Below are 12,321 nucleotides of genomic sequence, written 5' to 3'. Positions count from 1 at the left end.
GGGTGGGTAGCGTGATACGAATTATAATTGCTGAAGACCAGCGTATGCTGCTGGGAGCACTGGGGTCTTTGCTTGATTTGGAGGAAGATATGGAGGTTGTTGGCAAAGCAAGGAACGGGGAAGAGGCGTTAGCGTTAGTGAAGCAACAAAATCCTGATATTTGTATCATGGACATTGAAATGCCGTTGAAAAGCGGGCTGGAAGCAGCGGAGGAATTAAAAGGTCACCCTTGTAAAGTGATCATTTTAACTACATTTGCCCGGTCAGGATATTTTGAACGTGCACGAAAAGCGGAGGTCAGTGGCTATCTTTTAAAGGATAGCCCTAGTGAAGAATTGGCAAACTCTATCCGCATTATTATGGACGGCAGAAGGGTATATGCTCCCGAATTGGTTGATATGGCATATGAAAATGAGAATCCGCTGACGGAACGGGAAGAGCAGGTGTTAAAATTGATTGCTGAGGGGAAAACAACAAAAGAAATTGCCAAGCAGCTGTATCTTACGAATGGCACAGTGCGCAATTATGTTTCTGTAATTTTAGATAAGTTAGAGGTGAGTAACCGGATTGAAGCTATATCCCGATTTAAGGAAAAGGGCTGGTTTAAGTGATTTTACTTTTTAAAAAAATAATGGCGGTCTTGTTTTGATAATGTAGTTATTAATAATAAGTTAATGACTTGACATAAGTTGCTAATTCATCTATTATACTTACATAAAGTAATAAACTTGCTAAACAATAGCAATGATTACCTTTAAAAAATAAATAATAAAGAAGGAGGTTCTGGCAAAGAATAAGCAAAGCAAAAGAGTTTTTCAGTGGACTTTATATTAGGTTTGGATAATATAAGCAGGTGATACAATGGAATTTTTAAATAAATTCTTTAGAAAAAATTCACCAAAGAAGGAGACAAATCACATGGCAAATGTTAAATTGGCAGTAATCTATTACAGTTCAACAGGAACGAACTACCAAATGGCTAAATGGGCTGAGGAATCAGGCAAGGAGGCAGGTGCTGAAGTAAAGGTATTAAAGGTTCCTGAACTTGCACCAGCAGCTGCAATCGAATCCAACCCGGCATGGAAGGCTCATTTTGAGGCTACAAAAGATGTACCAGAAGCAACATCAGACGACATTGAATGGGCAGATGCGATTATCTTTAGTGCACCTACTCGGTTTGGTAATTTACCTTCACAAATGAAACAATTTCTTGACGTGCAGGGTGGACTATGGGGAGCTGGTAAGACAGTAAACAAAGTAGTTAGCGGAATGACATCTGCGCAAAATCCGCACGGTGGTCAAGAGGCTACATTATTAGCACTATATACTTCCATGATGCATTGGGGTGCAATCATTGCAGCGCCAGGTTACACTAACCAAGTTCTATTCGGCGCTGGCGGTAACCCATACGGAACTAGTGTAACACAAGGCCAAGACGGAAAAATGGTGGAAGATGTTGAAGAAGCAGTAAAGCATCAGGCAAAACGCACAATTGATATTGCTGGACGTATTATTGCAGGTAACTAATTAGAATTTAAAGATCTGTTCGGAATGCGTTCCGGTTGGTCATTTAAGAACAAACGCTTGGACACAAGTATCCAAGCGTTTTTGCATTATAAGGTTAATAATCACTCATCGTTGTGGTGCTTGTTTTTAGTAATCGTATGTTCATTCGTCTCTTCTGCAAATTCAGTTTGTAACTGATTTTGGGTCCGTAAGTCTTTCCGTTCGTATGAATCCGGTGAAAAATGATTGACAATATAGCCGTGAATGAACGGCTCGCAGCACGTAATAAAGAAAGCAGTCAGTAAAGAAGTAGTGATAATCGGGACCTCGGCACCGAGAAATAGACCTCCCAGGATAAGGAGTGAAAGAAAAGCTAGACCAAAATCAGCGATTGTAGCGGTAATGTTCCCAAACTTAGGCAGTATTACCATATCACCTGCCAGATAAGAAATTCCTGTAACAAGTAAACTGATCCACAATAAATTAACCCAATTGGCATTTGAAAAAATGCCGAATATCGCATATATAGAAACGGCTATAGCTAAAAATTTAATCCCTAATTCCTTTACATGTTCCATAAATCTGAACACACCCTCTCTTGCATCATTTTGTTTAGTATTTGACAAGATGACGTAAAATATGAAAACACACTTAAGTTACCGGTATAAACCCTTTATTTGATCTGAACGAGAAAAAAAGGTATAATGAATGACGATCAGTCACTACATGATAATGGAGGTTTTTATGGATAATAAAAAAGAACTCATTATTCAATCGGCCATTGATGTTTTCCGGGAAAAGGGCATCGAAAAAGCAAAAGTATCGGATATTGTCAAAGGAGCCGGAATTGCTCAAGGGACATTTTATTTATATTTTTCTTCCAAGTTTGCAGTAATGCCTTCAATAGCTGAGGTGATGGTCGAAAAAACGCTTGACCGGATTAAGGAAAAGATGAGCGGGGAGTTTTCCTTTTCGGATCAGCTAGAAAAGGTGATTGACGTTGTATTCGATTTGACGAGTGAGTACCGGGAAGTTTTTGCCCTCATTTATTCAGGCCTTGCAGCAACTGATTACTTAAAGGAATGGGAGACAATCTATGAGCCGTATTATGCTTGGATGAGTGAATTTCTGGATAATGCGAAAAAAGCGGGAACAATTCGGGAAACACTGCATCCAGAGCGAACGGCGGAGTTATTGATAGGTTTGATTGAATCCGTTGCCGAGCAATCTTATTTGTATTCCGAGGTTGATCTCAAAAAGGTTGATACGAAAAAGCAGGAAGTATTAAAGTTTGCCGGGTTTGCGCTAGGGTTAGAGGACTAGTGCTTCTTCGTACTATAAAATGACTGAATGTCAGTCATGGGAGGTATTATTATATTATGAATAAATCATGGATCTATGTCATGTTAACCAGCCTGTTTGAATTATTATGGGTGTTTGGATTTAATACAGCATCAGAATGGTGGCATTGGCTATTGATTATTGCTGTTATTCCGCTAGATTTACATTTCCTTGCGAAAGCATGTGAAAATCTGCCGACTGGTACGGTTTATGCAATTTTTGCTGCAGCCGGTACAGTTGGAACGGCATTAATGGATGTATTTCTATTTGATGGACACTTAAATACGGGAAAAATTTTGTTTATGATTATTTTAGTCGCTGGTGTTATTGGATTAAAACTTTCGGATGATAAACAGACGGAAGGAGCGGTATAGTAATGGGCTGGTTCTATATTTTCTTAGCAGCGGTTTTTGAAGTAATTGGTGTGTTGGGCCTAAAGTTATTCAGTCAGGAAAGGACAATGAAACATGGCGTCATTTATTTGGGCGGTTTAGGTGGATCGTTTGCGTTTCTTTATGCCTCGTTTTTAAGATTGCAGGTTAGTGTAGCCTATGCCGTTTTCATTGGTATCGGTACAGCGGGTGCGGTGCTTTTAAACATGATTTTTTTCGGGGAATCCAGAAATATATTCCGGATCTTAAGTTTAGTTGCTATTATCATCGGTGTGGTTGGACTGAAGGCATTATCTTAATATAAACAGAGCCAGGATTCTGCAAATTCTGGCTCTATTTACTTGTTTCACGGAGTCTTCGTCTGTCAACGATATTCCCGTTGGATTATTCCATCAATGCGCCAACAATTTCGTATGAACGCAATCTGGCTTTATGATCAAAAATTTGTGAGTTAATAATGAACTCGTCTGCCTCTGTTTCTGCTAAAAAGCGCTCAAGACCTTGTTTAACGGTTTCCGGGCTACCGACTATAGTCGCGGGTGTTTCTAATGATTTTTCGACTACAGCACGTTCCATTTCCGACCACGCTTCATCAATATTTTTGATTGGTGGCTGTAATTTTGCCGGACGGCCGCTACGTATGTTTAAGGTTTGCTGTTGCTGTGATGTAGCCAAATAATGTGCATCTTCATCGGTATCTGCTGCGATTACATTGACTCCAAGCATGGCATATGGTTTTTTCAGCATATCTGAAGGTTGAAACCTGCTGCGGTAAAGATGTAAAGCTGGAATGGTGTAATCAGGTGAAAAATGGCTTGCAAAGGAAAATGGCAACCCTTTTTGGGCAGATAGCTGTGCGCTAAAGTCACTGGAGCCGAGCAGCCAAATCGGAATCGTAAGTCCTTCACCTGGAACAGCATGTACGCGCTCCGTACCTGCAAAATACCCTTGGAGTTCTTCCAATTGTAATGGAAAATCCTCAGGCCCCATATTTAATGTACGGCGTAAGGCATAAGCTGTTGCCTGATCACTACCAGGTGCACGGCCGAGTCCTAAATCAATTCGACCTGGATAAAGTGTTTCAAGTGTACCGAATTGTTCTGCAATCACCAGTGTTGCATGGTTGGGCAGCATTATCCCGCCAGATCCAACACGCATATGGTTTGTTGAACCTGCAATATGTCCGATTAATAGCGAGGTAGCGGAACTGGCAATACCGGGCATGTTATGATGCTCTGCTAACCAATAGCGGTTAAATCCCCATTTCTCTACATGCTGTGCCAAATCAGTACTATTTTTTAACGATTGCCCTGGATTACTCCCCTCGTTAACTGGTGATAAATCCAAAACCGATAAGGGGATATCATGAAATTTTTTTATTGTTGTCGACAAATTTACTCCCTCCTTGTATATTGCTTAGTAAGAAATGATACGACTTTTAATTGGTGGGGTCTACTATATTGCTTGTGGTAATATGCCTCACAGACGAGAGGGATGAGCGAATTAGGTTGCTACATTCACATATTTTCAGTAGTATAGTAAAGGAATGCTATGCAAGATTGAAATGAGGGTACACAATGAATAAAACATCCATATACGGATTAACGTTTGAGCAGCTGACAGACTGGCTGGTGGAAAAAGGACAACGGAAATTCCGCGCACAACAGGTGTGGAACTGGTTATATAAGAAGCGTGTGACAAGATTTTCCGAGATGAAGAATGTGAACAAGGATTGCATTGCTTTATTGGAAGAAAATTTTGTTCTTCATACGTTAGAGGAAGAAATCAGACAGGAATCCGCTGACGGAACGAAAAAATTCCTGTTTAAATTACAGGATGGAAATTTGATTGAGACGGTCTTAATGCGCTTTAACTATGGTTTGTCTGTCTGTGTGACGACTCAAGTAGGGTGCAATATTGGCTGTACATTTTGTGCAAGTGGTCTGTTAAGGAAAAGTCGTGATCTGACAAGTGGTGAGATCGTAGAACAAATCATGAATGTGCAAAAACACTTAGACGAAGCTGGCAATGAAGAACGTGTCAGCCATATTGTTGTAATGGGTATTGGCGAACCATTCGATAACTTTAATAATTTAATCGACTTTTTACGTGTAGTAAATGATGATAAGGGTCTTTGCATTGGAGCCAGACACATAACCGTGTCTACTAGTGGGTTGGCCCATAAAATTTATGAATTTGCGGATACGGGCTTGCAAGTGAATCTGGCCATTTCCTTGCACGCACCAAACAATGAATTACGTACGCGGATCATGAAGATTAATAAAGCATTTCCAATCGAAAAGCTAATGAAAGCTGTGGATTATTATTTGGAGAAGGTGAATCGCCGCATAACATACGAATATATTATGTTGCGGGATGTGAATGATCATAAGGAAGAAGCGGAGCAGCTAGCAAAATTGCTTGGCGATAAGCGTCATCTAACATATGTGAATTTGATTCCATATAACCCCGTAGACGAGCATAATCAATATCAGCGCAGTGAACCTGAGACAATTCAAACATTTTTTGAAACATTAAAGAAGCACGGTATTAACTGTGGGGTACGCTGGGAGAATGGTGCTGATATTGATGCAGCATGCGGACAGCTGCGGAGTAAGCAGATTAAGAAGAATGTCGGGTAAAATAACAAGAAACGTATCTATTCAACTAGATACGTTTTTTGTTATGAATTAAAATTTAAGTTTATCTAAAGTGAGTTGGTAGCTGTTATCAGTGGTTTAGATTTGGATTGAAAACATTGTATTAGAATTATGACGATTAAGCCATGGTTCTTTTTTTGTTAATCTAACCATTTTCCTCTGGGTAAAGAACCCCTGAAGCTCTTTTCTTGCAATTGAAATCCTCAAGACCTATATTTCAGGTTTGCAAAAGGGTATAAAGGTTTTATGTGGTTCGGAAAGGGAAACATGAAAACTATCAGAGAAAGGCGGGATTTCGTGACGGCAGAAGTGGTGATTATGAATAAACTCGGTATGTCCCTTGCGGCAGATAGTGCGATTACGAGCGGAAGGGATGGGGTACAAAAGGTTTATAATTCGGCACATAAACTGTTCTCTCTATCAAGAGAGCATCCCATTGGCATCATGGTATACGGCGCGGCGTCCTTTATGGAGGTTCCGTGGGAAGTTATTATAAAGTCCTATAGGGATTATTTAGGTAATAAAAAATTTGCCGACTTAACTTATTATATGGAGGACTTCCTTGAGTTTTTACGCCATGATGGTAGCTTTACAAATGAGGATACAGAAAGAATAATCGTCTATCGGACGTTTTCCGACTGTTTAAAGCGGATTGTCAAGGAAGTAGAGGAAATGATGGAAAAAGATAAAGAAGAAGGAGTAATGCAGCAAAAAGTGACGGATTGGCTTACAAAATGTGTTGATAGAAATATTGAAAACTATAGAGACCAAAAGACATTTCTAAAGATGAAATATGAAACGTTCAAAGCGACGTTTGGTTCGGAAGTTAGAGAAATAAAAGATGAATTAATTACGTATGAAATTCCTGATCAATTGGTAGAGAAACTGCATGTGTTGGCTTTTGAAGCAACTGCAAATGATTATTTCAGTTCAGGAAGTACAGGCCTGGTAATCGCTGGATATGGCGAAAATGAGATTTTTCCGCATTTATTAAATTACCGCCTAGAAGGTTTTGTCTTCGGCCAGCTAAAATACAAAAAATTAAAAGAAAAAAAGATCAGTTATACAACAAACAAAGATAACGGTACCGCCTCTATTACGGCATTTGCCCAAAAGGAGATGGTACAATCGTTTATTGGCGGAATCGAGCCGGACATGAAGGATGCGATTTTTGGAATTATTGACCAGGTGTTAACTAACTATCATAAGCAAATCCAAAACAATATAAATATTCATTTTACAGATGAACAGGTTAAAGCGCTGCAAAATCTGGGTAATAAAATATATGAATCTATTGAGGATGCTTTAGAAGAATATCAGCAAAACAATTATATTGATCCTTTATTGGGGATTGTAAGGTCATTGCCAAAGGAAGAACTTGCCGAAATGGCAGAGGCACTGATCAATCTTACTTCGTTCAAACGAAAGGTAACAAGAGCAACTCAATCTGTCGGTCTTCCAATTGATGTAGCGATTATTACAAAAGGAGATGGTTTTATCTGGATGAAACGAAAGAATTATATAGATCCACAAATAAACACCCGATTTTAAGGGCCAGAAAAAAGAGGGAGATGGTTATGGCTGTAAAAAAGAAGAAATCCAGAAAAAAGAAATATTTTCATCTGCCGGTAGAAGACCGCCGAGAATTCGAATTAGAAGTTGAAGAAAAAGAGCAAAAGATGATAGCAGCAGAAAAGGTATTTGCCAAATTAGATAAAAAGTATCCAAAATAGAAAGGCTTCAGACAGGCCTGTATTAAAATCATTACATTATTTTTCCGAAAAAGTTGTTTTTTTACGTTTAAGGGAAAGTATACGTGGAATGAAAATAATAGGCGATGACAAAACGCCAATAATAAGGGAAAGGAGCTGTGAAAGATGGCCAAGAACAGTAATGGCAAGATGTCACGCGAACAAGCTGGTAAAAAAGGCGGTAACCAGACCGCACGAAACCACGATCAGGAATTCTTTGAGGAAATTGGTCAGAAGGGTGGTAAAACAACCTCCAGAAACCATGATCAGGAATTCTTTCAAGAAATCGGTGAAAAGGGCGGAAAAAAACGCGCCCGGCAACGGAAAAGTAATAACAGCAGTTCATAAAAAGGGAAGAATTGGATCACAGGTCATATAACCATACGGGAAGGAAAGTGTGTCGAAGTAAGCTAATAAACTACTTTAAAAAGGAGCTGTTAAGGATGGCTAAGAACAATAAAGAAAATAACAACAATAAGATGACGGTAGAAGAAGCAGGACAAAAAGGTGGAAATAAAACAGCACGGAATCACGATCGTGAATTCTACCAAGAAATAGGTCAAAAAGGTGGCGAAACAACTTCGCAGAATCATGATCAAGAGTTCTACGAAGAAATAGGCCAAAAGGGTGGCAAAACTACTTCACGAAACCATGATCAAGAATTCTACGAAGAAATAGGTCAAAAAGGCGGAAAAAAACGTGGCCGCCAACAGCAAAATAATAACAACAATAATTCTTAATTGCAAGTAAAGGAGCTTTAACAAAAAAATTTGGAGGTGGTAATATGGCAGATAACAAATACAAAACAGGTGAAACAGCACCGGAAAGTGGTAAGTTTAAAGTTGATAGTTTAGTCAATAGTGGATCTTCAATCGACGATAATACAAAAATTGATATGGAGAAAGGGGAACAGTTTCCTCCCTCACCTTCAAGTAATGAAGCAGCCTATTGGGTAAAGGCATAAAAGATTTCGGGTACCCTCTTGCATGAGCTTGTGCAAGTGGGTATCCATTGTATTTTAAAGGAGACAACAAAACTGAGGAGGGAGATCGTGCCTTTAAAATTTAAAATAGAAACAAAAGAGCAAGGGGATCGACATGATATTGAGGTAAATTGCAGGAAATTTAAGCTATACTTCATGGAAAAATACGCAACCATTCAATTAATGGGTGATATCCTTGTTGGCATATCTTTTTTAACCGGAAGTATTTTAAATTTAATTGGCACCCCGTCTGTTTATGGAAATGGATTTTATTTAATTGGGAGCCTCTCTCTAATAGTTCGACCTACGATAAAAATTATCCGAAGAACATGGATTTATAATAATGATGAAAATGATACGTAACCTCTCCTTTGAATGTTTATGACTATGTTTAATTCCGCCTGGAGCTAAACGATTGTTATTACAATTTTTGTTCATCACTTAACAACAATTATATTAGATGGCCTACATGAAGTGTTTCCAATTATATACCCCGCTTATGATCAATTAAGGTAGCAGCAGATGAAGGAATATTTTCTGCTGTACAATATCTTATAGAGAAGCTTTAAAGATAAGTAAATTAAGAAGAACGTTTGGTAAGTATTAACTTAATTAGGTAATACATTTTGAAAGGGGCATCCTTTTAAGGATAAAGTCATGCCTTTAATAATGGATAATGAAAACTTGGGTGAATTTTTTTGCATTGTTTGTAGAATGGCTGTTACTTTACTAGTTTGTTCATTCTGTTGACCGGGAAGGGGACAAGTATACGATAACTTTAAGGAGGTACCTTAGATGAGTAACGAAGATAGAGTTAACGGTAATAGTAAGCAAAAGCAGCTCGATCAGTTCCGTGTGGATGATACAGATAAGAAAATGACGACGAATCAGGGTTTAAAGGTGTCGGGGGATGAGTTTTCGCTTAAAGCAGGAGAGCGAGGGCCAACGCTGATGGAGGACTTTCATTTTCGGGAAAAGATGACTCATTTTGACCATGAGCGAATCCCAGAACGAGTTGTCCATGCACGTGGTTATGCTGCTCATGGGGAGTTTAAGCTTTACGAATCGATGAAGCAGTATACGAAGGCGAAATTTTTACAGGAACCGGGCGTGACAACCCCTGTATTTGTGCGTTTTTCTACGGTGGCCGGTTCGCGCGGCTCCGGAGAACTTGCTCGTGACGTACGCGGTTTCGCGACGAAGTTTTATACGGAAGAAGGGAATTACGATCTTGTAGGTAATAATATGCCAGTATTCTTTATTCAAGATGCGATAAAATTTCCTGATCTAATACATGCAGTAAAGCCGGAACCCCATAATGAAATTCCACAGGCGGCTACAGCTCACGACACATTTTGGGATTTTGTTGCCAACAATCAGGAGTCAGCACACATGATTATGTGGGCAATGTCGGATCGTGCTATCCCAAGAAATTTTCGTATGATGGAAGGGTTTGGTGTGCATACATTCCGATTTGTGAATGAAACGGGCAACGCGTATTTTGTCAAATTCCATTGGAAGCCAACGCTTGGTGCTCATTCTGTTGTTTGGGATGAGGCACAAAAACTGAATGGCAAGAATCCGGACTTTCATCGTACTGATTTATACGAGTCGATTGAAAATGGTGATTATCCGGAATTTGAATTAGGTGTACAGATAATAGAGGAAGCAGACGAGTTTAAATTTGATTTTGATATTTTGGATCCTACGAAGCTATGGCCGGAGGAGGATGTCCCAGTAAAAATTATTGGTAAAATGACACTTAATCGCAATGTTGATAATGTGTTTGCCGAAACAGAGCAAGTCGCCTTTCATCCAGGAAATGTTGTCCCTGGAATTGATTTTACAAATGATCCACTGCTACAGGGACGGTTATTTTCCTATACGGATACACAGTTAATCAGACTTGGCGGTCCAAATTTTCATGAACTGCCGATCAATCGCCCTGTGTGTCCTTTCCATAATAACCAGCGTGACGGGTATGGCAGGCAAACCATCAATTATGGGCAGGTAAGCTATCACAACAATTCGTTAGCAAAGAATACACCAAAACCAGCAAATGAACAAGAGGGTGGCTTTGCCCATTATCAGGAGAAAGTGGATGGAAATAAAGTAAGAGCCCGAAGTGACAGTTTTAAAGACCACTTTTCCCAGGCGGTTTTGTTCTGTCACAGCATGAGTAATGTGGAAAAGGAGCATATCAAGGATGCGTTTAGCTTTGAATTAGGGATGGTAAAAAGTAAATCTGTTCAGCAGCAGGTTGTTGATATGTTTGCAAATGTAAATTTGGAGCTGGCACAAAACGTAGCTGAAAATATTGGCGTAGTACCACCTGAAAGTGGTGGTTCCGTTATAACGAAAACATCGAAAGCTTTAAGCCAGGAAAATATGACGAAAAAACCGGATACAAGAAAGATTGCTGTATTACTAGCAGACGGATTTGATGGTACGTTTGTTCAGGCAGTATTGGCTGCTTTGAAAGAAAATGGTGCTCATCCAGTAGTTGTTAGTGAAAAACTGGGGATAGTTAAAGGAACGGACAATACAGAAATAAATGCAGATGAAACCTTTTTAACTGGTGATTCAGTCCTGTTTGATGCAGCTTATTTGGCAGGTGGAATCAATTCTGGTAAAAAATTTAAACATAATGCAGAATACTTTGTTCGTGAAGCCTTCTCCCACTTTAAGCCTATTGCTGCTTCTCAGGAAGGTAAGCAGTGGATGAAGGAATTTGGGATGACAGATAGTCCTGGTATTGTGGTTGATGAGGATATGCGTAGTTTTACTGCTCGTTTTGTTGCTGCGGTTGCAGCGCATCGACATTGGGATCGGGAAGTGGATGAACGGTGATAGACGCTTCGCAAAATTTCAGGCTTAAGCATGAATGAAAATCGTGCTGTTGGCCGTTAAGAAACGTTGCTCCCCTTCTTATACTAAAGGTAGATTCTAAAAAAGGAGGGGTTCCGGTTGATGAGTATCCATGATGTCCTGCAGATGGTTGACGAACGATGTAGAAAAAAGTAATAATTGTTGTTGAATAAAAGTCTTCCCCGTAGCGGGGGGAGGGCTTTATTTTTGTTATAAAGGCTGGTAAACTGATTAAAATTTAGTAAAATGGAGTGATTCTGATGACTAATGGCGTACGATTGATTCAGCCGACAGTTGATTTTAAAGCGGCTTATTTGGATTTCCATGATGAGTGGGTTAAAAGTGGTGAAACGATGATCCCTTGGGTAATTGAAAAGGATCCGACTGACTTTGCTGCCATGGTTCAATCGTTATTAGAAGCTGCATTAGGAATCGGACTTCCAGACGGCTGGGTTCCTGATTCTACTTACTGGCTTGTGAAAGACGATAATCTCATCGGGGCGGTAAATATTAGGCATGCATTAACGGAAAAATTAAGAAATGAAGGTGGACATATAGGGTATGGAATACGCCCGTCCGAACGGCGAAAAGGGTACGCCACCAGACTTTTAGCACTAGCATTAGAGGAAGCAAAGCGTCTTGGAATCAATGAGGTGTTAGTTGTTTGTAATGAAACGAATACCGCATCAAGGAAGACAATAGTAAATAATGGCGGGAAACAAGCTGCAAATTATACGGATAAAGCTGGCAATGTCATTAATCGGTTTTGGATAAATATGTAAGCATCTTACCTCCTTTACACCTCATTCGTTTCTGGTGAG

Annotated in this window: 15 protein-coding genes and 1 pseudogene; 14 read left to right on the top strand and 2 right to left on the bottom strand. The window is 39.6% G+C overall.

Going from position 1 to position 12,321, the window contains the following annotated elements; translation table 11 throughout:
• Nucleotides 1–11: 11 nt before the first annotated feature.
• A complete protein-coding gene (locus IEX12_RS07600; protein WP_088051526.1) occupies nt 12–611 on the top strand; it encodes a response regulator transcription factor in 600 nt (199 codons plus the stop codon).
• A gap of 307 nt (nt 612–918) precedes the next feature.
• Nucleotides 919–1,527, top strand: coding sequence for an NAD(P)H:quinone oxidoreductase (gene wrbA / locus IEX12_RS07595; protein WP_286170995.1), 609 nt, complete (start codon nt 919–921; stop codon nt 1,525–1,527).
• Nucleotides 1,528–1,628: 101 nt separating this feature from the next.
• Here the strand turns inward: wrbA and IEX12_RS07590 are convergent, their stop codons facing one another.
• Nucleotides 1,629–2,084, bottom strand: coding sequence for a YndM family protein (locus IEX12_RS07590; protein WP_155554808.1), 456 nt, complete (start codon nt 2,082–2,084; stop codon nt 1,629–1,631).
• A gap of 166 nt (nt 2,085–2,250) precedes the next feature.
• Between IEX12_RS07590 and IEX12_RS07585 the strand changes: the two genes are divergently transcribed.
• The 3 genes from IEX12_RS07585 to IEX12_RS07575 are packed head-to-tail and all read left to right on the top strand — an operon-like array spanning nt 2,251 to nt 3,538.
• Nucleotides 2,251–2,829: a TetR/AcrR family transcriptional regulator gene (locus IEX12_RS07585; protein ID WP_155554809.1), complete on the top strand. Its 579-nt coding sequence runs from the start codon at nt 2,251–2,253 to the stop codon at nt 2,827–2,829.
• Nucleotides 2,830–2,882: 53 nt separating this feature from the next.
• On the top strand, nt 2,883–3,221 hold the full coding sequence (locus tag IEX12_RS07580; protein WP_188724876.1) for a DMT family transporter: 339 nt from the start codon (nt 2,883–2,885) through the stop codon (nt 3,219–3,221).
• A gap of 2 nt (nt 3,222–3,223) precedes the next feature.
• Nucleotides 3,224–3,538, top strand: a complete 315-nt coding sequence (locus IEX12_RS07575; RefSeq protein WP_088051521.1) for a DMT family transporter — start codon at nt 3,224–3,226, stop codon at nt 3,536–3,538.
• A gap of 85 nt (nt 3,539–3,623) precedes the next feature.
• Here the strand turns inward: IEX12_RS07575 and IEX12_RS07570 are convergent, their stop codons facing one another.
• The gene (locus tag IEX12_RS07570) at nt 3,624–4,631 is read right to left on the bottom strand and encodes an LLM class flavin-dependent oxidoreductase (protein WP_155554810.1); all 1,008 of its coding nucleotides are present in this window, start codon (nt 4,629–4,631) and stop codon (nt 3,624–3,626) included.
• Between the two features lie 185 nt (nt 4,632–4,816).
• Between IEX12_RS07570 and rlmN the strand changes: the two genes are divergently transcribed.
• The 9 genes and pseudogenes from rlmN to IEX12_RS07525 all read left to right on the top strand — a co-directional run bounded on the left by rlmN (nt 4,817) and on the right by IEX12_RS07525 (nt 12,282).
• Nucleotides 4,817–5,881, top strand: a complete 1,065-nt coding sequence (rlmN, locus tag IEX12_RS07565; RefSeq protein WP_155554811.1) for a dual-specificity RNA methyltransferase RlmN — start codon at nt 4,817–4,819, stop codon at nt 5,879–5,881.
• 285 nt (nt 5,882–6,166) lie between these two features.
• Complete coding sequence (locus IEX12_RS07560) at nt 6,167–7,450, top strand: hypothetical protein (protein WP_230856094.1); 1,284 nt, start codon at nt 6,167–6,169, stop codon at nt 7,448–7,450.
• A gap of 26 nt (nt 7,451–7,476) precedes the next feature.
• Nucleotides 7,477–7,632: a hypothetical protein gene (locus IEX12_RS07555; protein WP_155554812.1), complete on the top strand. Its 156-nt coding sequence runs from the start codon at nt 7,477–7,479 to the stop codon at nt 7,630–7,632.
• 144 nt (nt 7,633–7,776) lie between these two features.
• Nucleotides 7,777–7,968, top strand: a pseudogene (locus IEX12_RS07550) (glucose starvation-inducible protein B); the annotation flags it as partial.
• Between the two features lie 125 nt (nt 7,969–8,093).
• Complete coding sequence (locus IEX12_RS07545) at nt 8,094–8,390, top strand: KGG domain-containing protein (RefSeq protein WP_088051517.1); 297 nt, start codon at nt 8,094–8,096, stop codon at nt 8,388–8,390.
• A gap of 44 nt (nt 8,391–8,434) precedes the next feature.
• Entirely contained in the window at nt 8,435–8,614 is a 180-nt protein-coding gene (locus IEX12_RS07540; RefSeq protein WP_088051516.1) for a YjzC family protein, read from the top strand.
• An 87-nt stretch (nt 8,615–8,701) separates the two neighbouring features.
• Nucleotides 8,702–8,995 (top strand): YrhK family protein, encoded by a 294-nt coding sequence (locus tag IEX12_RS07535; RefSeq protein WP_088051515.1) that lies wholly within the window; start codon nt 8,702–8,704, stop codon nt 8,993–8,995.
• A gap of 432 nt (nt 8,996–9,427) precedes the next feature.
• Nucleotides 9,428–11,482, top strand: a complete 2,055-nt coding sequence (locus IEX12_RS07530; RefSeq protein WP_188724866.1) for a catalase — start codon at nt 9,428–9,430, stop codon at nt 11,480–11,482.
• A 278-nt stretch (nt 11,483–11,760) separates the two neighbouring features.
• Complete coding sequence (locus IEX12_RS07525) at nt 11,761–12,282, top strand: GNAT family N-acetyltransferase (RefSeq protein ID WP_088051513.1); 522 nt, start codon at nt 11,761–11,763, stop codon at nt 12,280–12,282.
• The last annotated feature ends 39 nt before the right edge of the window (nt 12,283–12,321 follow it).

The organism is Lentibacillus populi (assembly GCA_014642895.1).
GTDB lineage: Bacteria > Bacillota > Bacilli > Bacillales > Amphibacillaceae > Lentibacillus_C > Lentibacillus_C populi.
Note: the sequence above shows the minus strand (reverse complement) of the source record. Positions and strands in the feature narration are given on the sequence as shown.